The organism is Kribbella ginsengisoli, from assembly GCF_039537185.1.
Classification (GTDB): Bacteria; Actinomycetota; Actinomycetes; order Propionibacteriales; family Kribbellaceae; genus Kribbella; species Kribbella koreensis.
The window spans coordinates 1,134,489-1,154,651 of record NZ_BAABAA010000002.1 but is presented as its reverse complement, the minus strand read 5'-3'; the positions used below and the strand labels follow the sequence as shown (position 1 = coordinate 1,154,651).

Sequence of the window (20,163 nt, the reverse complement as noted above, 5' to 3'; positions counted from 1 at the left end):
GAACCCACCGACAAACTTGATCTCCCTATCCACAGGTTTGCTCAGGTGAACCAACGGGAGAGTTTTCGGCGGAGCCAGTTGGTGGCGGTTCGGTGGGGTGGGGATTCGGGTGGGGGTGGTTGGTCGCCGGCGTCGCGGGCTGCTTTGAGGTAGTGGGCGAGGAGAGGGTGGCCGGTTGTGCCGCCGCGGAGGTCGGCACTTTGTTCGAGGTAGGCGCGGGCGTTGTCGGGGAGGTTGTTGATGATCTCGGCTGAGCCGAGGTGCTGGAGGCAGCGGGCCCGGCCTTCGGGTTCGTCTACCTCGGCGTAGAGGTTGGCGGCTTCTCGCCACCACTGTTTGGCTTCTTTGGGGCTGCGTTGCATCCAGGCTGCTACGCCGTGGAGTTCCAGGGCGTGGGCTCGTGCGCTGGCGTCACCGGCGGCGGTGGCCCGGGCAGCTGCGGCTCGTAGGCGGTCCAGGGCGCTTTCAGGATCCTGTTGGTAAAGGTGGACGATCGCGAGGTTGATCTGGATGGCGATCTCGCCTGCCAGATCCGGCCCGGGGCGTCGCAGTCGTGCGTCGTCCAACCGGTCCCGTGCGTTCAGTACCGCCTCGTCCCGATCGCTGCCGGCCGGTGCCTGCTCGGCCCGCGCCAAATGCAGCAGCGCCCGCTCCACCTGCCGCCGAGTGGTCAGTGCCGCCGCAGTCCGACCACGGGTCGCCACATTGGAAGACACCCCGAGCCGAGTGCTCGCCGTCTCCAGATCACCCATCAACCGGTACGCCGTTGCCGCCCGCGCCGCAGCGAGTTCCGCCAGGTCGCGCCGAGCACAGGCATCACCCGCCGCCGTCAGCAGTTCACTGAGCTCCAGCAGTCCACGACTGTCCTGCCGCCGCAGGTACCAAGCCTCCAGCGCATCGCAGATCCGGGCGAAGTCATCCACGTTGTCGGTACGAGCCTTCTCCACCTCCAGTAGCTCCCGCAACCGCGGCTCCTCCTGCTGGAACCACTCCGAGGCCGCCAACCCACCTGCATCCGAGCCGAGCGACACCAGCCACTGCTCAGCCTCCTCAGCCGCAACATGCAACGCGCCAGGCTCTCGCGGGGCCCGAGACCGCCAGCGCCGATACCGCCGCAATCCGACCGGAGCGTTGTAGATCGCCCAGATCAGCCCCAGCACGATGGTCAGGCTGATCCCGGCGACCTTGATCCAGCCGCTGCTGTCGATGCTCTGGGAGAGCTTGTCCCCGGCCAGTCCCGACAACAGCCCGGCCGCGAGCGCGCTGATCCCGAGGATGTCGCCCCGCCGACGCGGTTCCTGGTCAGACGGCTTGTGAGAAGGGTCAGGTGACGTCACGGCTTGCTCCCCACGGTCAGCCCGCGCACAACCGTCCGCCAGAACGTCAACAGCAACGCCACTGGCACCACCGACGCCACCACCGCAGCAGCGGCCACTGTCCCGCTGGAGGCCGAGAACTGCCGAGCCTCTCCCCACAACACCAGCGACAGCGGCGTAGTGCCAGGCCCGCTGATCAAGAACCCCACGATGAAGTCATTCCACACGAGCGCGAACTCCAGCACCGCCACAGCAACCAGAGCAGGCCGGTACGTCCGCTGCACAGTAGCCAGTACTGCGCTCTGCCGAGCCGGCCCCCGCAACGCCTCAGCCACCAGCACCGGCGGCGCCGAAGCAAACGCCGACCGCAGCAGCAGTACTGCGAACGGCAACCCGGCCGCCGCATGCACCAAGGCCAACGCCACCCGCGACCCGGCTAACCCCGCCGTGCCGATCGCATCCCGCAGCGGAGCCGCATACATCTGCACCGGCGTCACCGCGAGCACCACAAAGGACGACGAGACCAGCCGCCCCAACCAGTGCGGTAACCCACCCCAGGCCACCAGGTACGCAGTAGGCACCGCGATCACCAGCAAAACAAGGGTTGCCACGGAAGAGATCAGCAGTGTCGACAGCAGCGCCCGCAGCAAGCCCGCGTTGACGGCGGCCGTGAAGGAGTCCACCCCGATCCCGTCGAGCGACCACCACCCACGCAGCCCGGCCTCCCGCGGCGAATGCAGCGCAGTCGCCACGAGCACAACGGCAGGCAGGATCCAGATCAGGCTCACCGCGAATCCGACCGTCCACCCGATCCGCCGCACCCGCCGGCTAGGCCTGGAGCGCGCGAGGACAGGCCGGACCACACTCACCGGCATCGCCCACCGCCGTCGCCGCAACCCGCGGACACCGATGACCGCGACAGCAGCCACGATCGCGAACAGCACCACACCCAGAGCCGCAGTACGACCGGCAGGCTCACCCGTGCTGGTAGCGCGCCACCAGTTCAACCCCAGTACGTCGGCATCGCGCTGCATCGGCCCAGGGACGACGATGAGCACCAGGTCGAACACCCGCACGGCCGCAATCACCAGGGTCAGCGTCACCACGCCAGTGATCGGCCTGAGCAAGGGCAACTCCAGTGCCAGCAGCCGTCGCCACCCGGTGACGCCCTCGGCCGCCAAGGTCCGGCTCACGTCATCCGGGATCGCGTCCAGGCCTGCCCGGAACAGCGATACGACGTACCCGAGCCAGGTCCAGCCGAACGCCGACACCAGCACCAGCCAGAACAGCCCAGGCCCGAGCCATACCGGGCTGGAGCCGAACAGCTTGGTCCAGACGGCCGTCACCGTGCCACGCTCGGGCGTCGGGTCGTAGATGAGCCGGAAGGTCACCCCTGACACCAGCACCGACACAGCGAACGGAATCACCAACGCCGGCTGGAGAAACGTCGACAACCCCGGCAGCCGGTAGCTGACGAGCGCCAGCAGGAAGCCGACCACGACCAGTCCGAGCGCCACCGCGATCCACGCCAGACTGTTGCCGACGGCATGCAATGCGGCCGGGTCGCCCATCACCGTGAAGTTCCCGAGCCCGAAGGTACCGTCCGGACGCCTGAACGCAGCCACCACGGTCACCGCAATAGGGATGAACAGCAACGAGCTCAACAGCAATGCCGGAAGCCCAAGCAAATAAGGGCCTAGTGGTCGCCGTGGCTTACCAGGCACCGGCCGGCCGCTGATCTCGCGCCCGACGATCTCGAGCGTCAGGCCGTTGCTCTGCAGCCCCATCAGCTCTCCACCTTCTTCAGTTCGGCCAGCGCGTCGTCAACGGCCTCCGGTACGACGTCGCTACCGCGGCCGCCGATCCGGACGAGGAAGTCGGTCAGCACTCGCCACAGCCCATTGATGTCGCCCAGGCGTCCGAGCCGGTCGGACAGGTCGAACTGCAGCGACGCACCGGGCGCGACCAGTTGCTGAGCGAGCCGGGTGAGCTCAGGGGAGTACCCACTGGTCACCCCGTCCGCCAGGAAGCCACCCTCTGCGATCCACGGATCGACAGCGGCGGGCGCGGCCAACCGGCGTACGAGGTCTCGGGCGTCGTCGCTGGTCGGCTTGGGCAGCACCATGACGTCGCCACCGACCACTACTGGTGGCGCCGCGCCGGGACTGATCGGCGGGAAGGTGAAGATGCCGATGTCGTCGGGGTCTGCGGCGAAGGAGCGCACCACTGGTTCGGCGAAGTCGGATGCGAGCACCATGGCCGCCCTGCGATGCCCGAAGACCTCGACGATCGCATCGGGGAACTGCTGTACCAGCGACCGCTCCACGCCGCCCGCCAGCGCTCCAGGTGCCGACCACATGGTCCCCAGGAGTCGCAGAGCCGCAGCGAAGCCAGGCTGCTCGGATGGCCGTGGGTGAGCGGCAGTGGCCAGCGCGCGGTAGGTGGATGGCGAGGAGCTCAGCAGTACGTTCTCCAGGAAGTCGGTGAGCACCCAGCCATCTCCAGCGGCCAGTGCCAATGGCCTGATGCCTTCATCCGACAAGGCCCTGTTCATCGCGAGCCATTCACTCCACTGGGTGGGCGGCTCGAGTCCTGCCTTCTTCAGCACGGATGGCCGGTACCAGACCGCGGACTTGTGAGCCGTCTTGAACGGCAGCCCGTACGTCGTTCCGTCGACGACCAGTAGCTCGTCCCAGAGCCGCGCTCGGCCCCGCTCGGCCAGGTCATCCGGCATCGATTCCAGATCCTTCTGGTGAGGTGGGACGAGCCCCGGCTGCGGCAGCATCACCAAGTCGGGTCGGCGAGCAGAGCGAGGTCCGAAGGCAGTGGAGATGTCGTCGCCGAGTGGGACGACCTCAACCGGGTAGTCCAGCCGCCCGAGCCCGTCGAGCACCGAGTGGAAGGCGCGCAGTTCCTGACCGCTCCAGCTCACTGCGATGCGTACGGGTCGACGGAGACCGAGGACGTCCGCAGTACCGGAGCAGCCGGTGGCCAGGAGTACGGCGGAGGCACCCAGGAAGGCGCGGCGGCTAGTCGGCATGCTGGAACCCCGTAGTACGGGCTGGGTCGGTAGTGATGAGCAGGAGAGTCGGGAACCACAGCTCCGGGTTCTCGAACCACAGCAGTGATCCCCACGTGGGTAGGCCGGGTGCATCCTCGAGGACGATCGCGGTGGGGTGCGCACGCAGTGCACGGGCAACTCCGGCCAGGCGGCGACGGCCGGGGGTGATCTCGTGGGGATAGCGGTCCAGTACGTCTCCCAGACCGCAACGGGCTGCGGTCTCGCGGCTCTCTTCCTCGGCTGCCCGGCGGGTGACTCGGTGGGTGACGGTATGGCCGTGGACGATGTTGCCGAGCACGTCGAGGTGGGGCAGCAAGCCGCCTTCGGCCGGTACGAGCCGGATGTCGCCGGTGCAATCGATGGTCGCGTCTGGCGGCGGTTGCTCCAGCCCGGTGATCAGATCGGCTAACAGGCGTGCAGTAGTCGCATCCTTAACCACCAGGGCTCGCTGCTCGCCTCGGACTAGCTGAAGCTCCCGTGGCAGACCGGGCAACCCCTTGAGCAGCAGTCCGTCCATCCGGCCTGGCGCCTCCTACGTCGGGCTGCTCACCGTAGTAGAGGGCCAGGGCCACCGCAGCTTCAACGCGTGCCGCAATGTCAGTAGGCCTTACTCCAGAGGTTGATCGCGTAGTCGACCTCGAGGCCTATGTGGGAGGCGATGTAGTGCTCGGCGTCGGCCGGCTTGAACTCGATCCGGATCACCGCCTCCAGGTCTTCGCGGCGCTCGAACCGCCAGCCCATGTCCAGCGAAGTCCGCTGCCAGCCACGGCTGAGCCAGAAGCGCTCTACCTCAGGAGGCTTGATCATCGGGTAGCTCTGGCTGAACCAGCGCCCGAAGGTCGACCGCGAGCCGTCGTTGTCGATCACGAACGCGGTCCCGCCCCGGCGCATCACCCGGTCCAGCTCGGCCAGCCCCGGCTCGCTGCCCGGCCCGAAGAAGTACGCCCAGCGCGCATGCATCACGTCGATCGACGCGTCCTCGACCGGTACCTTCTGCGCCGTCCCCTGCCGGATCTCGACCGTCGGCAGATCCTTGGTACGCCGCCGCGCGATCGCCGCCAGCTCCCCGTGCGGCTCGACCCCGATCACCCGGCCGGCCGTGGCCGCGAACATCGGCAGGTGGAACCCGGTCCCGCACCCGAGGTCCAGCACGGTCGCCCCGGCCCAGTCGCGGATCGCCCGCATCGCCGGCTCGATCACCCCGTCCGGATCGACGGCGCGGTTCTCCACTTCGTACACGGCGGGATGGTGCCAAATGTTGGGACTCGGGATCCCACCGTCCGCTATGTTCGCCACGCCGCAACCCTAATCAACTGCCCCCGGAGGCTCTCGTGCACCGTCGCGACCACCATGGATCAGCCGATGACCGGGCGATGCAGGATCTGGTCCAGCGGATCTACGGCGCCGGATCGCGCTTCCACATCGGCGACATCGGGTGGGAGCTGGCCTCGGTCCCGCCGGAGCGGCAGGCCGGCTGGCGGATCGCGTTGTGGAGTGATGGCGACCAGGACGTCGCGTGGGGCTGGATCGAGGGCAACGGGCTGCTGCTCGTCGTCGATCCGGCACGGCCCGAGGTGGCCGGCGAGGTACTCGACTGGTTCCGCGAAGAAACCGGCCCCGCGGTGCAACGACTGACCAGTGTGCTGGAGAGCGAGACGCACCTGATCGACGCCATCGAGAAGGCCGGCTTCGTCCTCGAGCACGGTCGCCCGTACTACACCCACCACAACATCACCCTCGACGACCTCGGTACGCCGGTCGTCCCGGACGGCTTCACCTTGCGCCATGTCCGTGCCGACGAGATCGAGAAGCGGGCGGCCGTTCATCGCGCCGCCTGGTCCGACGTCGCTCCGTCGAAGATGACGGCCGAGGCAATGGCAGCGGTGATGAGCACCTGGCCGTACCGCCCCGAGCTCGACTGGGTCGTCGAGAACTCCGACGGTGTCTTCGTGGCCAGCGCGCTGATCTGGCTCGACGAGCAGCACCGGGCGGGCCTGGTCGAGCCGGTCGGCTGCGCACCGCAGTACCGGCGGCTCGGATTGGGGCAGGCGGTCAATCTGGGCGCGCTGCACGCGTTGAAGGAGCTGGGCGGCGTCGAGGCACGCGTCTGTCCCCGCGGCGACGACGGCTACCCGATCCCGGCCAAGCTCTACCAGAGCATCGGCTTCCGGCCGGGGCTGCGGACCGTCGACTACGTCGGCCAGAAATTGGACTTGTGAGTCCATTTTCGGCTTTCCACACTGATGGGACAAAGACCGTCGGACGTGGAAGGAACGGATCGTGGATCTGCAGTTGGCCGGGAAGAAGGCGCTCGTCACCGGCTCGAGCGCGGGGCTGGGCGAGTCGGTCGCGAGGCTGCTCGCGGCCGAAGGGGCGAGCGTCGTCGTGCACGGACGCGACCGGGACAAGGCCGAGCAGGTACTGAAGGCGATCGAGGCCGACGGTGGCCAGGGGACCGTCGTCGTCGGTGACCTCGGGACCGACGAGGGTGCGGCGCAGGTCGCCACGGCGGCCGGCGAGGTCGACATCCTCGTCAACAACGCCGGGTACTTCGAGCCCGCCCGCGGCTGGGGTGACCTGGCGGCGAGCGATTGGGCGGACATCTACAACGTGAACGTCCTGTCCAGCGTGCGGCTGATCCAGCACCTGGTGCCGGGGATGCGCGAGCGCGGCTGGGGTCGCGTGATCCAGATCGGCAGCGCGGTGGGCATCATGCCGCAGGCCGGTCAACCCCACTACGCGGCCAGCAACGCCGCGCGTCACGCACTCGCGTCGTCGCTGGCTCGTGAGCTCAAGGAGACCGGCGTGACCTCGAACGCGGTCGCGCCCGGCGGCATCCTGACCGAGGTGAGCGAGCGGAACCTGACCGCACTCGGCCAGGCGCAGGGCTGGGGCACGACCTGGGCGGAGATCGAGCCGAATCTGCTCCGCGCGCTCGCCCCGAACGACGTCGGCCGGATCAGCCGGCCGCACGAGATCGCCAGCGCGGTCCTCTACCTGGCCAGCCCGCTCGCAGGCTCCATCACCGGCACCACCATGCAGGTAGACGGCGGCTGGTACGACGTACCGGCGGCCTGACCGCTGGGCCGGCGCGTGCTCAGGCGTGCGCGTCGGCCTGCCGTAGTCGCGCGAGCCACTGGTCGATCGCTGCTTCCAGGTAGGTGGTCTGCCCGGTCGACAGCATGATGGCGACGCCTCCCTGGATGCCGGCGAGCAGCGCGGCCGAGGCCTGGTCGATGTCGATCGGACCGAGGTGGCCGTTGGCCTGCAGCGCCTCGAGTCCGGTCGCGAGGTACCGCTGCCAATCCGTGAGCAGCTGCCGCACGATCGCCTGGGCGCCGGGACTGTTCCGGCCGACCTGGAGGAACAGGGTGCCCATCGGGCAGTTGTCGCCGAGCGAGCGGTAGCGCTCCACGACCACCTCGCGCCACTCTTGCCAGGCCTCCCAGCTGCCCAGGTTGCTCAGCTGCGGCTGCTGCTCGTCGATCACCCGATCAGCCTCGTACTGCGCGACCGCGAGCAGCAGTTGGTCCTTCCCGTCGGGGAAGTAGTGGAAGAGCTGGCTCTTGCTGCTCCGGGTATGAGCGAGCACGTCGTCGAGCGTGGTGGTGACGACGGACTGCCGGCGCAGCAACTCGGCCGCGCCGGCCACGATCCGGTCCCGGGTCGCCGCGCCCTTGGGTGTCAGCCGCTTCGGTACCGCCATCGACCCTCCGTAGATGTTGCCGCAGGCAATTGTCCCTCAGGCGTCGAGGCGGAAGTAGTACGAGTCCGGCTCGGCCTCGGCCGGCTGCTCGTCCGGGCCGAGCAGCCGGAATCCGTTCTTCTCCAGGACACGGCGGGAGCCGACGTTGCTCTGCACGAGGTCGGCATTGAGCGGGCGCTCGATGACCTCTTTGAGGAACAACTGCAGCGCGACGGTCGCAATTCCGCGGCCCCAGAACCGTTGGGCGATCCGGTACCCGACGTGCCGGCCGCCCTCGTCGGCCCAGCTGACCACGTCACCGGCCACCTCGCCGTCGACGACGACCACGCGGGTGATGTTGTCGGGGTTCGCCTGGACCCGCTCGCGGTGGGCGTAGAAGTCCGCTTCCTCTTTGCTCGGTACGCCGGCCATCGCCGCGCTGGCCGGGTCGTACTGGTTCTCGAACAATGCGGGCAGGTCGTCCGGCGTGATCGGCCGCAGGGTCACCTCAGTCATGCGAGCACGCTAACTCGCCGTACGGACAGTTCTTGTGGTGAGCGTGAGGAGGGCGACCGGGACGAGCAGGAGGCCGCACAGCACTGCGAGCCAGTGGAAGCCGAATTGGGCCAGGATCGGGCCCGCGCCGGTGCCGGCGAGCGAGGCGAAGATGCCCATCGTCAGGTCGGACAGGCCTTGCGCGGAGGTGCGGATGTCGTCCGGGACCGAGCGGGAGAGCAGCGTCGAGCCGGCGACCAGGCACGCGGACCAGCCGAGGCCGAGTAGGAACAGAGCGATCGCGGTCAGCCCGTGGGCATCGTCCGGCGCCAAGGCCGCGACTGTCATCGCGCCGGCCAGGATGACCAGGCCGGTGGCAATCGTCGGGATGCGGCCGATCCGGTCGGCGAGGTAGCCCATCACGGGGGAGAGGGCGTACATCCCGGCGACGTGGCCGCTGATCACGAAGCCGACGATGGTGAGCGAGGCGCCGTGGTGGCGCAGGTGGACCGACGTCATCGACATCACGCCGACCATCACCGCGTGCGCGGAGGCGATCGCGAGCAGGCCGAGCCGGGCGTGCGGGATGGCCATCACGCTGCGGAAGGTGGCGGCGAGTGGCTGGCGTTCCAGAGTGGTCCGGACGGTGACCTGTTGGAGGCGGCGCAGGCCGAACCAGACGGTGGCCAGGGCGAGACCGAAGGCGACGACGGAGAACACGTACGGTCCGGCCAGGGCGAGCACACCGAGCGACGTACCGACCGAGCCGCCGACGCCGGTGAGGTTGGGGCCGACGATGACGCCGATGGTGGTGGCCCAGACGACGACCGACAGGGAGCTGGCGATGTGTTTGGGGTCGGCGGCGTCGGTCGCGGCGTACCGGGACTGCAAGTTCGCTGCGGAGCCGCCGCCGAACAGGCAACCGGCGAAGAGCAGCAGGGCCAGTGAGCCGATCTGTGCGGCGACGATGCTGAGTAGTGCGCCGGCGGTGGCGATCAGGTAGCCGGCAGTCAGCGAGCTGCGCCGCCCCTGCGACCGGGCCAGCTTGGCCAGCGGTACGGCGAGCGCTGCCGCCCCGAGCGTCGTCGTGGTGGACACGAACCCGGCCATCGAGGTCGACCCCGAGATGTTCTCCGCCAGCAGCCCGGACACCGCGAACCCACTGGCCACAGCCACTCCACCAAGCACGTTGCTGGCTACCAGAACCCGCAACGTCCCCCGCTGCAAAGAAGCCGCAGTAGCCGGTACTACGTCCTGCACCGGCTGGGCAGGGTCGGTGGAGTCTTGGTCGGCGGACACTCGCCCACCTTCTCACCCGAAAGGTGCGGGTAGGGTCGCCGCAGCGGCTTTATGTCGCCAGTCTTCGTTTGTCAGCCTGTCGTCCTCACTTGGAGTCCGGATGTCCGAACAGATCGCGATCGTCCCCGCCCCCCGGGAGCTCGTCACCGCCGACGGCCAGTGGGTCAGCGCCGACCCGGCCGGCGACGCCGTCCGTACCGTCGTGGAGAACCTGGGCGATACGGAGTACCGGATCGACGTGACGCCGGACGGCGCCCGGCTGTCGGCCGGCTCCGAGGAGTCCCTGCGGTACGCCGAGCAGACCTACAAGCAGCTGCTCGACGCGGCGACCGAGGTCGAGGGCGGGCTCGCCGTACCGGCCGTGCACATCGCCGACGCGCCCCGGTTCGGCTGGCGCGGGATGATGCTCGACGTCTCCCGGCACTTCATGCCGAAGGAGTTCGTGCTGCAGGTGCTCGACGTGATCGCGCTGCACCGGATGAACGTGCTGCACCTGCACCTGACCGACGACCAGGGCTGGCGGGTCCAGATCGACGCGTACCCGAAGCTCACCGAGGTCGGCGCGTGGCGGCCGGAGACCATGGTCGGCAAGATGTCGCACGGCCAGACGGAGTTCGAGTACGACGGGACGCGGCACGGCGGTTTCTACACCAAGGACGACCTGCGGGAGATCGTCGCGTACGCCGATGAGCGGGGCATCACGGTCGTACCGGAGATCGACCTGCCGGGGCACATGCAGGCGGCCATCGCGGCGTACCCGGAGCTCGGCAACAACCCGGACCAGCAGCTCGGCGTACGGCAGGTCTGGGGCATCAGCGAGGACGTGCTGAACGTCAACGACCAGACCGTCGAGTTCGTCAAGACGGTCCTGCGGGAGGTGCTCGACATCTTCCCCGGCCCGTACATCCACCTGGGCGGTGACGAGTGCCCCGACGGCCAGTGGCGGGTGTCGGAGGCGGCCCAGGCGCGGCAGGCCGAGCTGGGGCTGAGCGACGCCGGGCAGCTGCAGGGCTGGTTCACCGAGCAGGTCTCGTCCGTACTGACCGAGGACGGCCGGCGCCTGGTCGGCTGGGACGAGATGGTCGAGACGGACTGCCCGAAGAGCGCGGTGATCATGGCCTGGCGTGGGCCGGACCGTGGTGAGGTCGCGGCGAAGGCGGGGCACGACGTGGTGATGGCGCCGAACCAGTCGGTGTACTTCGACTACTACCAGGGCGACCCGTCGACCGAACCGCTGGCGATCGGGCACTTCACGCCGCTGGAGAAGGTGTACGACTTCGAGGTGATCCCGCCCGGCCTGACCGCTGAGGAGGAGGCCCGGATCGTCGGGACCCAGTGCCAGGTGTGGACGGAGTACATGGAGGGCCCCGAGCGGGTCGGCTACATGCTGCTGCCGCGGCTGTCGGCCTTCGCCGAGCGCGCGTGGGGGTCGCCCAAGACGTCGTACGACGAGTTCCTGGGCCGGCTGCGGCCGCACCTGGCGCGCGTCGAGGCGCTCGGGCTGACGTACCGGCCGCTCGACTGAACCTGGTCCCTGACCTTGCAGATACTGCGGGGGTAACTAAAGTCGCCTCAGGCTGGTTAGCACGGGTAACAGCCTGAGGCGACTTTTGGTCGGGGCGGAGGACGGATGACCGCAGTGGGGCCGCTGGATGCGATGTTCCTGCTCGGCGAGACGCGCGAGCAGGCCATGCACGTCGGCGGGCTGATGCTCTTCGAGTTACCGGAGGGCGCCCGGGACCAGGTCTTTCCGGACGGTACGCGCGACTACGTGTCGCGGCTGTACGAGGACATCACCCAGGATCAGACCGTCAATCCGCTCTTCACCCGGCGGGTGCGGCACCGGGCGCTGGACCTCGGGTACTGGTCGTGGGACCAGGATCGGGACATCGATCTCGAGTACCACGTGAGGCTGTCGGGGCTGGCCCGGCCCGGGCGGTACCGGGAGCTCTTCGAGCTGACCAGCCGCCTGCACGGCACGCTGCTCGACCGCCACCGGCCCCTCTGGGAGATCCACCTGATCGAGGGCGTCCAGGGCCGGCGCTTCGCCGTCTACAGCAAGATCCACCACTCCCTGATCGACGGCGTCACCGCCCTGAAGTGGATGCAGAACACGCTCACCCCAGACCCGACTCGGACGGGTATGCCGGCTACCTACGCCCTCCGCGCAGCTCCCGGCGCGGACTCCGGCGGCGCGGACTTCGGCGACCCAGGCGGCGCGGACTTCGGCGACCCACCCCGTCGCGGCGGCTCCGGGGTAGCAGCGGGTGCTGGTCTGGCGGGTGGGTTGCCGACGGCGGCTGAGCTGTTTGCGGCTGTTGGGCGGTTGCCGGGCGAGGCGGTCGGGGCTGTTGGGGGAGTTGGGCGGCTGTTGGCGGATGTTGCCGGGTTGTCGCCGGTGGGGTTGCGGAGTGCGTTGCGGGCGTTGCAGCACGAGCATTCGTCGGTGGCGTTCAAGGCGCCGCAGACTGTTTTCAACCAGCCGATCAGTGCGGCTCGGCGGTTCGCCGCGCAGTCGTGGCCGATGGAGCGGTTGGAGAAGGTCCGCGCGATGACCGGCGCGACGCTCAACGACGTGATGCTCGCGATGTGTTCAGGTGCCTTGCGCAACTACTTGCTGGACCTCAAAGCCCTTCCGGACAAGGGTTTGACGGCCATGGTCCCAGTGTCACTCCGATCCGCGGACGGCTCCGGTACCGGCGGTGGCAACTCGCTGGCCACCCTCATCGCCGACCTCGCAACGGATGAGATCGACCCCGAGGCGCGCATCCGCCGCATCATGGACTCGACCACGTACGGCAAGAGCGTCCTCTCCCAACTCAGCCCCACGCAAAACCTCATGCTCGGCGCCCTAGGCCTAGGCTCGGCCGGCCCCGCCGCCGTCATCCCGGGATTGGCCGGCCGCACCCCACCGCCGTACAACCTGGTCATCTCCAACATCCCCGGCCCGTCCGAGAGCCCCCTCTACTGGAACCGCTCCCGCCTCCTGGGCACCTACCCGGCCTCCATCGTCCTCAACGGCCAGGCCCTCAACATCAGCGTCACCAGCTACGACCACCAACTCCACTTCGGCCTCATAGGCTGCCGCCGCACCGTCCCCCACCTCCAACGCCTACTGGCTCACCTGGAGACGTCCCTAGCCGAACTAGAGCTCCTCTAGCTTCCAAGCCACCGTCAGACCGGTCGCCTCGGTGAAGGTGGCGACGGTCGGCGCGAGGTCGGGCGTCGCTAGACGAGGTGATCCATCACAGCAGTCGCGGCACGATCTCGGTCTCGGCGTGGCCACCGGAGCCATCGGGGTCGACCTTCCAGGCGCGTGCGTCCGGTAGTACGGAAACGGCTTCGCGCAAAGTGCCGTCCACGTAGTGCAGGCCCACACCGTCCTCGGTTGCATAGCCGGGTGGAAGCTCGCCAGAGGCCACCAGTCGCCGGTACGTCGTACGCCGGGGCTGGTCGGCTAGGTCGTCGTGGACGCCGTTGCTCCAGGGGAGCCAGCCCAGGCAGTTGCTGTAGGCATCCAAGGAGCCGCTGAAGGAGTCGGTGGGGCCGCCGATGTGCCAGCAGAGACTGCCGGCGGACTGGCCGGCCATCACGACGCCGTTCTGCCAGCACTCGTGCAGGATCTCGGGGAGGTTGTGGGCCCGCCAGACCGCCATCAGATTGACGACGCTGCCGCCGCCGACCCAGACGACGTCCTGGGACAGCAGGTGCTTGCGGACGTCGGGGACGTTCGGCCGGGTGTAGAGGGTCAGCGTGCTGGCCTCGACGGAGGGGTCGTTGCCGAAGGCACCCTTGAACCAGTCGAGGACATAGGGGTTGTCGCCCTCGGCGGTCGGGATGAAGCAGAACCGGGCCGGGCGGCCGGTGATGCCGGCGAGCGATACGGCGTACGAGATCAGATCGCGGGTGCGGGCGCGATCTCCGGTCAGGATGCCGGAGATCGCGAAGATCTGCGTCGAGGTCACCGGAGGCCGGTCAGAGGCGGACGATGCCGTCCGGCGTCTGGAAGACGGCCGCGACCAGGCCCGGCTGGCCGTTCGGGCCGACCCAGGCGACGTCGAGGTCGTCGAGCAGGTGGTCGGCCGGGTGGCCGATCCAGTCCGTGACCCGGGTCGGGTCGCCGGCGATCTCGAGGCCGGTCAGCTTGACGCCCTTGCCGCCGACGGACGGGTGCTGGGTCAGGTCGTCCCAGTGGATGAAGAACGGCAGCTGCGGGTCGGCGATCAGGCCCTTGACGCCGATCTGGCGCCAGGTGATGTTCGCCCCGTCCGGCCGGTGCCGGTTGCCTGGGACCGCTTCACGCCCGAGGCGCTGCTCCATCCGGGCCATGTCGCGGACGGCGACCACCCAGCCGAGCCAGCCGCCGCCGAGCTCCTTGCGGGCCCGGACGGCCTGCCCGAACGGCGCCTTGTCCGAGGACGGGTGGTCGAGCACGTCGACGACCTCGATGTAGCGGTCGTTCTCCAGCGGCAGGATGTGGTTGACCGTGCCGAAGCGCGGGTGCACGCCACCGTCGACGAACTCCGCGCCGAGCACGGCGGAGAGCCGTTCGACCGTTGCCTTGTACCCGTCGGGTCCGGCCGCGTAAGACAAGTGATCAAGGCGCATGCCGATCATTCTGTCCGCCGACCGCCGACACCGCAGATCCGGGGTGTCGAAGAAAGGTAACCCTTACTTGTTGATCAGAGGTAGCGAGGCAGGGTGCGGGAGCAACGGACGGGTGGCTTCCAGGTGCTGTCGGCAGTACTCCGCGAGTACGTCGTACGCCTTCAGCCCCATCAGCGTCTGCAGCTCGACCTTGCTCGACTCGAAGACCGCCTCGACCGCGATGTGCGCCTCGGTGTTGCCGGTGCAGTACCAGTCCAGGTCATGCCCACCCGGCCCCCACCCGCGCCGGTCGTACTCGCCGATCCCGACCTCCGTGTACGACGTACCGTCCGGCCGCTCGACCTCGCGGAAGGTCCGCCGGATCGGCAGCTGCCAGCAGACGTCCGGCTTGGTCTCGACGAAGTGCACGCCCTGCTTGAGTGCCAGCCCGTGCAGCGCGCAGCCGCCGCCGGCGGGGAAGTCCGGCCGGTTCAGGAAGATGCAGGCACCCTCCCAGACGCGGGTCTTGCGATCGCCCTCGTCGTCGGTCTCGACCCAGCCGTTCTTCTTGCCTTCCTTGCGGAACTGCCAGTCCTCGTTGCCCAGCTGCTTGACGTAGCCCTTGACCCGCTTCTCGTCGTCCTCGTCGGAGAAGTGCGCGCCGAGCGTGCAGCAGCCGTCGTTCGGCCGGCCCTTGTAGATGCCCTTGCAACCACCGCCGAAGATGCAGGTCCAGTTGGAGGTCAGCCAGGTCAGGTCACACCGGAACACCTGGTCGGCGTCGTCGGGGTCGACGAACTCGACATAGGCGCGGGGGAAGTCAAGAGATACCTCGGGCACCCGGAAAGAGTACGCCGCCCACCGCGATACCCGGTCATCGAAACCAGTACTGCGTAAGCGGCGGCTGAATCAAATCTCGGGGAAGACGGCCACACGCCCACCAGGTGAACGCCCGGAGTCAAGTAGCGTGGAGGGTATGCGCCTCGGTGTACTCGACGTCGGATCCAACACCGTCCACCTGCTCGTGGTGGACGCGCATCGTGGTGCCGCGCCGCTCCCGGCGTACTCGCACAAGACCGAGCTGAGGCTCGCCGAGCACCTCGAGAAGGACGGCCGGATCGCCCAGTCCGGGGCCGACGAGCTGGTCTCGTTCATCTCCGAGGCGGCCGAGCTGGCCGCCGACAAGGGCTGCGAGTCGGTGATGGCGTTCGCCACCTCCGCGCTGCGCGAGGCGCCGAACGGGGAGAAGGTGCTCGACCGGGTCCGCGAGCAGACCGAGGTCGACCTCCAGGTGCTGACCGGCCAGGACGAGGCGCGGCTGACCTTCCTCGCCGTACGCCGGTGGTTCGGCTGGTCGTCCGGCCGGCTGGCCGTGTTCGACATCGGCGGCGGGTCGCTGGAGATCGCGGCCGGGTCCGACGAGGAGCCGACGGTCGCGGTGTCCGTGCCGCTGGGAGCCGGTCGGCTGACCCGCGAGTCGCTGACGCAGGACCCGCCGGACAAGGACGAGGTCAAGGCGCTGCGCCGCCGGATCCGGATCGAGATGGCGGCGGTCGCCGGCGACGTACTCCGGGCAGGCAAGCCCCAGCGTGCCGTCGCCACCAGCAAAACCTTCCGCTCCCTGGCGAGGATCACCGGCGCGGCCCCGTCCGACGACGGCCCGTACGTCCCGCGCTCGCTCAGCCGCGACAGCCTGACCGAATGGCTGCCGAAGCTGATCGCGATGTCCGAGACCGACCGGGCCGCGCTGCCGGGTGTCTCGGCCGGCCGGGCCAGCCAGCTGGTCGCCGGCGCGCTCGTCGCCGACGCCGTGATGGACCTATTCGACCTGACCTCGCTCGAGATCTGCCCGTGGGCTTTGCGCGAAGGCGTGATCCTGTCCCGCCTCGACCAGTTGCAGCCCCGATGAACTACCACGAAGGCAAGTACTGATGACCCGCGACACCGTCAAGATCGGCCTCTCCAACGCTTCGGTGTACCCGGAGTCGACCGCCAGCTGCTTCGAGCTGGCGGCCCGGCTCGGGTACGACGGCGTCGAGGTGATGGTCGGCATCGATCCGCTGAGCACCCAGATCGACGCGATCCAGCGGCTCGTCGACTACCACCAGCTGCCGGTGCTGGCGATCCACGCGCCCTGCCTGCTGATCACCCAGCGGGTCTGGGGCACGGACCCGTGGGGCAAGCTCGAGCGCAGCGCCGAGGCGGCTACCGAGCTGGGCGCCGACGTGGTCGTCGTACACCCGCCCTTCCGGTGGCAGCGGGACTACGCCCGCGGGTTCGTCGAGGGGATCGCGCGGCTGGAGGCGGAGACCGGGATCATCTTCGCGGTCGAGAACATGTACCCCTGGCGTGCCCCCGGCAAGGGGTTGCAGGCGTACGCGCCGAGCTGGGACCCGACCGAGCAGACCTACGCGCACACCACGCTCGACCTGTCGCACGCGTCGACGGCGGAGCAGGACTGCGTCGAGCTGGCCGCGACGATGGGCAGCACGCTGAGGCACGTCCACCTGACCGACGGCACGGGCTCGGCGAAGGACGAACACCTGGTACCGGGCCGCGGCACCCAACGTGCGGCCGACCTGCTGCAAGTGCTGGCGAACCAGGACTTCGACGGTCACATCATCATCGAGATCAACACCCGCCGCGCCCCCAGCCGCTCCGAACGCGAGGTCGACCTGATCGAGTCCCTCGACTTCACCCGCAAACACTTCACCCGCACCACCGACACCCCCTCCGCCCGCCGCTCAGCCTTCGCCGTCTCCAGCTCCGGTGAGGTGTCGGAGCTCGACTCGTGAGCAGCAAGCCACGGCCGGAGCTCGACTCGTGAGCCCGCAGAACGCCGCGAGGCCGGAACCGGTCGATCCCGGTACGCCGAAGCCGTCCGCCTCCGGCGCAGCCGCGGCGCGAGGCACCGCCCGGGCCCGCGCGCCGAAGCCCGCCACGCGCACGGTGAAGCCTGCCGCGGGCATGGTGAAGTCCGCCCCGGGCGCCGTCGGAACCGGCGATGCCGCCGGGCGAGCTCGTCCGACCAAGGCAGCCGCCGGCAAGCGGCGCGCTCCCTCCCCCCGCGCTCCCGGCCGCCGGCCCGGAGGGCCGGATACTCGCGGGGAGATCTTGCGAGCCGCTCGGGAATCCTTTGCCGGCAAAGGATTCACCTCCACCTCGCTCCGGGCGGTCGCCAGAGAAGCTGGTGTGGATGCGGCGTTGGTGCACCACTACTTCGACAGCAAAGACGCGTTGTTCGTCGAGTCGATGGCCTTGCCGATCGATCCTCGGCAGGTGGCGGCGCATGTGCTCGACGGGCCTCGGGAGGAGCTCGGACGGCGGATCATCACCGTCTTCCTCGGTGTCTGGGAGTCGGCTGAAGGGCAGCAGCGGATGAAGGCGGTCCTGCGCAGCGTGGTGAGCAGCGACGACGTCGCCCGGATGATGCGAGAGGGCGTGACCGAGCTGATCATGCAACCGGTCGGCCAGGCTCTCGGCGTACCGGATGCCCCGCTCCGCGTCTCCCTCGTCGCCACCCAACTGATCGGCTTGGCCTTGACCCGCTACCTGATCGGGCTCGAACCACTCGCCTCCACCGAGATGCCCGAGCTGATCGACCGGATGGCCCCCGTCCTCCAGCACTACCTCACCGCGTGAATCTCCCCACCGACAGCGAGATCCGCGACCTGCACGCCCAGTACGCGCCCACCCGCGCCGCCTTCGAACTGGTCCACACCCACTGCCAGATCGTCTGCGACCTTGCCGAACAGGTCCTCAAGGCGAACAGGCTCTCGGTCGACGGCGATCTCATCCGAGCCGGTGCCCTCCTGCACGACATCGGCGTCTACCGCCTCGAAGGCTCCGCCTACATCCGCCACGGCGTACTCGGCTACGAACTCCTCCGCTCCCTGGACTTCCCCGAGACCCTCAGCCGCTTCTGCTCCCACCACACCGGCGTCGGCCTGACCCGCGAGGACATCTCCGACCAGAACCTCCCGATCCCACCCGGCGACTACCTCGCCGACACCGTGGAGGAGGAACTGGTCATGTACGCCGACAAGTTCCACAGCAAGACCAACCCGCCGACCTTCGTCACCGCAGCCGCGTACCAGAGCTCCGTACGACGCTTCGGCACCGCCAAGGCCGCCCGCTTCACCGACCTCGTCGCCCGCTACGGCGAACCCGACCTCCCCGCCTGACCCACCCCGAGCAGTTGCCAGCGAGACATTCGCACGCTAAATTCATCACATGATGAATAACGCGGTGGCGGTGTCCTGCCGGGACGTCGTGGTGGTGCGTGGGGACCGCGAGGTCCTGCACGGTGTCGGGTTCGACCTCAAGGCTGGGTCGGTCACCGGCCTGCTCGGTCCGTCCGGCTGTGGCAAGACGACGCTGATCCGGTCGATCGCCGGTCTGCAAGCCAAGGTCACCGGCACCGTCCAGGTGCTCGGCCTGCCTGCGGGCGCGCCCAAACTGCGCGGCCGGATCGGCTACGTCACCCAAGAGCCCAGCGTGTACGGCGACCTCACCGTCACCGAGAACCTGCGCTTCTTCGCCGCCGTACTGGGCGTCGCAGCCGCCGACATCGACCGCGTCATCGACGCCGTCGACCTCCGCAGTCACGCCGACGCCCGCGTCGATCGCCTCTCCGGAGGCCAGCAATCGCGAGCCTCGCTGGCGGCCGCGCTGCTCGGCGAACCCGAGTTGCTCGTCCTCGACGAGCCCACCGTCGGCCTCGACCCGGTCCTGCGCCGCGATCTGTGGGAGCTGTTCCATCGCCTCGCGGACGGTGGCGCGACCTTGCTGGTTTCCAGTCACGTGATGGACGAGGCCGCCCGCTGCGACCGGTTGCTGCTGATGCGTGACGGTGAACTACTCGCCGACGACACTCCGCGGGCGCTGCTCGAGTCGGCCGGCGCCGACGACATGGAGCAGGCCTTTCTCACCTTGATCGACCGGAAGGCGGCAGCCCGATGACTCCGCGAGTGACGTTCGCCGTGGCGACCAGGGTGGTCGCCCAACTGCGCCGGGATCACCGCACGGTCGCGATGCTGATCGTGCTTCCCGCCCTGCTGGTCAGCCTGATGTGGTGGATGTTCCACGACACCCCGAACACCTTCGACCGGGTCGGCGGGCCGCTGCTCGCGGTGTTCCCGGCGATCATCATGTTCATCGTCACCTCGGTCGCGACGCTGCGCGAGCGGTCGACCGGCACACTGGCCCGGCTGTTCACGATGCCGATGGGCAAGCTCGACTTCCTGCTCGGCTATGCGCTCGCCTTCGCGCTGATCGCCGTCGTCCAGGCCGTCGTGGTGGTCTCGATCTCCTTGTATGCCCTGGATCTGGACATCCGCGGCGCCGCTTGGCAACTCGGTGTGGTGGCCGTTCTCGACGGAGTACTCGGTACTGCGCTGGGCTTGTTCGCCAGTGCCTTCGCGGCCACCGAGTTCCAGGCCGTGCAGATGATGCCGGCCGTGATGATCCCGCAGTTGCTGCTCTGCGGCCTGTTGCTGCCGCGCGACCGGCTGCCCGGCGTCCTGCATGCGGTGAGCGACATCCTGCCGCTGTCGTACGCCGTCGACGCCGTCGTCGGTGTTGCCCAGGGCAACGGATTCGGCGCAGGCGCCGGCGTGGACACGCTGATCGTGGTCGCGTTCATCGTGGCTGCGCTGGCACTTGGCGCGGCGACGCTCAAGCGGCGTACGGCGTAGTCGAGTGGCCTATCGGGCGCTCAA

The 20,163-nt window shown here is 68.9% G+C and carries 21 protein-coding genes; 10 read left to right on the top strand and 11 right to left on the bottom strand.

The annotated features are described in order from the left end of the window. Window positions 1-41 precede the first annotated feature (41 nt). The 5 genes from ABD768_RS12965 to ABD768_RS12945 form a co-directional block, all read right to left on the bottom strand. On the bottom strand, window positions 42-1,337 hold the full coding sequence (locus ABD768_RS12965; RefSeq protein ID WP_344840552.1) for a hypothetical protein: 1,296 nt from the start codon (window positions 1,335-1,337) through the stop codon (window positions 42-44). Then, window positions 1,334-3,103, bottom strand: a complete 1,770-nt coding sequence (locus tag ABD768_RS12960; RefSeq protein ID WP_344840550.1) for a sugar ABC transporter permease — start codon at window positions 3,101-3,103, stop codon at window positions 1,334-1,336. The genes ABD768_RS12965 and ABD768_RS12960 overlap by 4 nt, the downstream gene beginning before the upstream one ends. Beyond that, window positions 3,103-4,356: an ABC transporter substrate-binding protein gene (locus ABD768_RS12955; RefSeq protein WP_344840548.1), complete on the bottom strand. Its 1,254-nt coding sequence runs from the start codon at window positions 4,354-4,356 to the stop codon at window positions 3,103-3,105. The genes ABD768_RS12960 and ABD768_RS12955 overlap by 1 nt, the downstream gene beginning before the upstream one ends. Next, the gene (locus ABD768_RS12950; RefSeq protein ID WP_343975543.1) at window positions 4,346-4,894 is read right to left on the bottom strand and encodes a P-loop NTPase family protein; all 549 of its coding nucleotides are present in this window, start codon (window positions 4,892-4,894) and stop codon (window positions 4,346-4,348) included. Before ABD768_RS12950 ends, ABD768_RS12955 begins: the two co-directional genes overlap by 11 nt. An 80-nt stretch (window positions 4,895-4,974) precedes the next feature. Continuing rightward, complete coding sequence (locus ABD768_RS12945) at window positions 4,975-5,616, bottom strand: class I SAM-dependent methyltransferase (RefSeq protein WP_343975546.1); 642 nt, start codon at window positions 5,614-5,616, stop codon at window positions 4,975-4,977. Window positions 5,617-5,750: 134 nt separating this feature from the next. Between ABD768_RS12945 and ABD768_RS12940 the strand changes: the two genes are divergently transcribed. Both ABD768_RS12940 and ABD768_RS12935 read left to right on the top strand, forming a co-directional pair. Continuing rightward, on the top strand, window positions 5,751-6,596 hold the full coding sequence (locus ABD768_RS12940) for a GNAT family N-acetyltransferase (protein WP_344840546.1): 846 nt from the start codon (window positions 5,751-5,753) through the stop codon (window positions 6,594-6,596). A gap of 61 nt (window positions 6,597-6,657) precedes the next feature. After that, entirely contained in the window at window positions 6,658-7,455 is a 798-nt protein-coding gene (locus ABD768_RS12935) for an SDR family NAD(P)-dependent oxidoreductase (RefSeq protein ID WP_344840544.1), read from the top strand. Window positions 7,456-7,474: 19 nt separating this feature from the next. Here the strand turns inward: ABD768_RS12935 and ABD768_RS12930 are convergent, their stop codons facing one another. Genes ABD768_RS12930 through ABD768_RS12920 form a run of 3 tightly spaced genes read right to left on the bottom strand, consistent with a single transcriptional unit; the run spans window position 7,475 to window position 9,856 of the window. Beyond that, the gene (locus tag ABD768_RS12930) at window positions 7,475-8,083 is read right to left on the bottom strand and encodes a TetR/AcrR family transcriptional regulator (RefSeq protein WP_344840542.1); all 609 of its coding nucleotides are present in this window, start codon (window positions 8,081-8,083) and stop codon (window positions 7,475-7,477) included. 36 nt (window positions 8,084-8,119) lie between these two features. Further along, window positions 8,120-8,578, bottom strand: coding sequence for a GNAT family N-acetyltransferase (locus ABD768_RS12925; RefSeq protein ID WP_344840540.1), 459 nt, complete (start codon window positions 8,576-8,578; stop codon window positions 8,120-8,122). A gap of 9 nt (window positions 8,579-8,587) precedes the next feature. Next, complete coding sequence (locus ABD768_RS12920) at window positions 8,588-9,856, bottom strand: MFS transporter (protein ID WP_344840538.1); 1,269 nt, start codon at window positions 9,854-9,856, stop codon at window positions 8,588-8,590. A gap of 100 nt (window positions 9,857-9,956) precedes the next feature. On the opposite strand from ABD768_RS12920, the gene ABD768_RS12915 reads away from it, so the two are divergent. Both ABD768_RS12915 and ABD768_RS12910 read left to right on the top strand, forming a co-directional pair. Then, a complete protein-coding gene (locus ABD768_RS12915) occupies window positions 9,957-11,381 on the top strand; it encodes a beta-N-acetylhexosaminidase (protein ID WP_344840536.1) in 1,425 nt (474 codons plus the stop codon). A gap of 105 nt (window positions 11,382-11,486) precedes the next feature. Next, window positions 11,487-13,016, top strand: coding sequence for a WS/DGAT/MGAT family O-acyltransferase (locus ABD768_RS12910; RefSeq protein WP_344840534.1), 1,530 nt, complete (start codon window positions 11,487-11,489; stop codon window positions 13,014-13,016). An 85-nt stretch (window positions 13,017-13,101) separates the two neighbouring features. Here the strand turns inward: ABD768_RS12910 and ABD768_RS12905 are convergent, their stop codons facing one another. The 3 genes from ABD768_RS12905 to ABD768_RS12895 all read right to left on the bottom strand — a co-directional run bounded on the left by ABD768_RS12905 (window position 13,102) and on the right by ABD768_RS12895 (window position 15,283). Beyond that, window positions 13,102-13,821 carry a Type 1 glutamine amidotransferase-like domain-containing protein gene (locus tag ABD768_RS12905; protein WP_344840533.1) on the bottom strand — a complete coding sequence of 240 codons (720 nt, stop codon included), beginning with the start codon at window positions 13,819-13,821 and terminating at the stop codon, window positions 13,102-13,104. A gap of 10 nt (window positions 13,822-13,831) precedes the next feature. Further along, complete coding sequence (locus ABD768_RS12900) at window positions 13,832-14,464, bottom strand: VOC family protein (RefSeq protein ID WP_343975572.1); 633 nt, start codon at window positions 14,462-14,464, stop codon at window positions 13,832-13,834. 63 nt (window positions 14,465-14,527) lie between these two features. Then, the gene (locus tag ABD768_RS12895) at window positions 14,528-15,283 is read right to left on the bottom strand and encodes a DUF3109 family protein (RefSeq protein WP_344840532.1); all 756 of its coding nucleotides are present in this window, start codon (window positions 15,281-15,283) and stop codon (window positions 14,528-14,530) included. A gap of 136 nt (window positions 15,284-15,419) precedes the next feature. Between ABD768_RS12895 and ABD768_RS12890 the strand changes: the two genes are divergently transcribed. Genes ABD768_RS12890 through ABD768_RS12865 form a run of 6 tightly spaced genes read left to right on the top strand, consistent with a single transcriptional unit; the run spans window position 15,420 to window position 20,139 of the window. Then, window positions 15,420-16,352, top strand: a complete 933-nt coding sequence (locus ABD768_RS12890; RefSeq protein WP_344840531.1) for a Ppx/GppA family phosphatase — start codon at window positions 15,420-15,422, stop codon at window positions 16,350-16,352. Between the two features lie 22 nt (window positions 16,353-16,374). Then, a complete protein-coding gene (locus ABD768_RS12885; protein WP_343975580.1) occupies window positions 16,375-17,238 on the top strand; it encodes a sugar phosphate isomerase/epimerase family protein in 864 nt (287 codons plus the stop codon). A 28-nt stretch (window positions 17,239-17,266) separates the two neighbouring features. Beyond that, entirely contained in the window at window positions 17,267-18,085 is an 819-nt protein-coding gene (locus ABD768_RS12880; protein ID WP_344840530.1) for a TetR/AcrR family transcriptional regulator, read from the top strand. Beyond that, the gene (locus ABD768_RS12875) at window positions 18,082-18,627 is read left to right on the top strand and encodes an HDIG domain-containing metalloprotein (RefSeq protein WP_344840528.1); all 546 of its coding nucleotides are present in this window, start codon (window positions 18,082-18,084) and stop codon (window positions 18,625-18,627) included. The genes ABD768_RS12880 and ABD768_RS12875 overlap by 4 nt, the downstream gene beginning before the upstream one ends. Before the next feature lie 49 nt (window positions 18,628-18,676). Next, complete coding sequence (locus ABD768_RS12870) at window positions 18,677-19,405, top strand: ABC transporter ATP-binding protein (RefSeq protein WP_343975589.1); 729 nt, start codon at window positions 18,677-18,679, stop codon at window positions 19,403-19,405. Further along, complete coding sequence (locus ABD768_RS12865) at window positions 19,402-20,139, top strand: ABC transporter permease (protein WP_343975592.1); 738 nt, start codon at window positions 19,402-19,404, stop codon at window positions 20,137-20,139. Before ABD768_RS12870 ends, ABD768_RS12865 begins: the two co-directional genes overlap by 4 nt. Window positions 20,140-20,163: the final 24 nt, after the last annotated feature.

Bases quoted from the DNA above. Each gene is read 5' to 3' on its own strand.
- ABD768_RS12960 (WP_344840550.1), bottom strand. From the start codon at position 3,103: ATGGGGCTGCAGAGCAACGGCCTGACGCTCGAGATCGTCGGGCGCGAG.
- ABD768_RS12955 (WP_344840548.1), bottom strand. From the start codon at position 4,356: ATGCCGACTAGCCGCCGCGCCTTCCTGGGTGCCTCCGCCGTACTCCTG.
- ABD768_RS12950 (WP_343975543.1), bottom strand. From the start codon at position 4,894: ATGGACGGACTGCTGCTCAAGGGGTTGCCCGGTCTGCCACGGGAGCTT.
- ABD768_RS12940 (WP_344840546.1), top strand. From the start codon at position 5,751: ATGCAGGATCTGGTCCAGCGGATCTACGGCGCCGGATCGCGCTTCCAC.
- ABD768_RS12930 (WP_344840542.1), bottom strand. From the start codon at position 8,083: ATGGCGGTACCGAAGCGGCTGACACCCAAGGGCGCGGCGACCCGGGAC.
- ABD768_RS12925 (WP_344840540.1), bottom strand. From the start codon at position 8,578: ATGACTGAGGTGACCCTGCGGCCGATCACGCCGGACGACCTGCCCGCA.
- ABD768_RS12915 (WP_344840536.1), top strand. From the start codon at position 9,957: ATGTCCGAACAGATCGCGATCGTCCCCGCCCCCCGGGAGCTCGTCACC.
- ABD768_RS12910 (WP_344840534.1), top strand. From the start codon at position 11,487: ATGACCGCAGTGGGGCCGCTGGATGCGATGTTCCTGCTCGGCGAGACG.
- ABD768_RS12900 (WP_343975572.1), bottom strand. From the start codon at position 14,464: ATGCGCCTTGATCACTTGTCTTACGCGGCCGGACCCGACGGGTACAAG.
- ABD768_RS12890 (WP_344840531.1), top strand. From the start codon at position 15,420: ATGCGCCTCGGTGTACTCGACGTCGGATCCAACACCGTCCACCTGCTC.
- ABD768_RS12885 (WP_343975580.1), top strand. From the start codon at position 16,375: ATGACCCGCGACACCGTCAAGATCGGCCTCTCCAACGCTTCGGTGTAC.
- ABD768_RS12870 (WP_343975589.1), top strand. From the start codon at position 18,677: ATGATGAATAACGCGGTGGCGGTGTCCTGCCGGGACGTCGTGGTGGTG.
- ABD768_RS12865 (WP_343975592.1), top strand. From the start codon at position 19,402: ATGACTCCGCGAGTGACGTTCGCCGTGGCGACCAGGGTGGTCGCCCAA.